The organism is Mesorhizobium carmichaelinearum (assembly GCF_900199455.1).
In the GTDB taxonomy this organism is placed as follows: domain Bacteria; phylum Pseudomonadota; class Alphaproteobacteria; order Rhizobiales; family Rhizobiaceae; genus Mesorhizobium; species Mesorhizobium carmichaelinearum.
Genome location: NZ_FZQR01000217.1, coordinates 1 through 245 on the forward strand (window position 1 = coordinate 1; position 245 = coordinate 245).

Sequence of the window (245 nt, forward strand, 5' to 3'; positions counted from 1 at the left end):
GCTGTCCGGTCGCTGCGAGGATGGTTATCGCAGACGATCTTTTCGCCAGTTTTTCCGGGATGTTGAATCTTGTTTCTGGAGTGTGTCTGGGGGTGAAGCTGCCAATCTCCCCCCTCGTGGGGGAGATCGGCTGTCTGCGGCGCTTGCGCCTCTTCCTCTGGCGCTCGCCATCGCGTATGGCCCGGGGAAAATCCTCCAAGTTTCAATTCCCCGGAAACCGCATGATCAGACTTGAAAGCATCAGC

1 protein-coding gene is annotated in these 245 nt (G+C 57.6%); it reads left to right on the forward strand.

Annotated elements, in window-relative coordinates; translation table 11 throughout:
• Positions 1-20 precede the first annotated feature (20 nt).
• Positions 21-245 (forward strand): hypothetical protein (locus CKW40_RS44495; protein WP_143748554.1); only part of this gene is annotated, 225 nt, incomplete at its 3' end.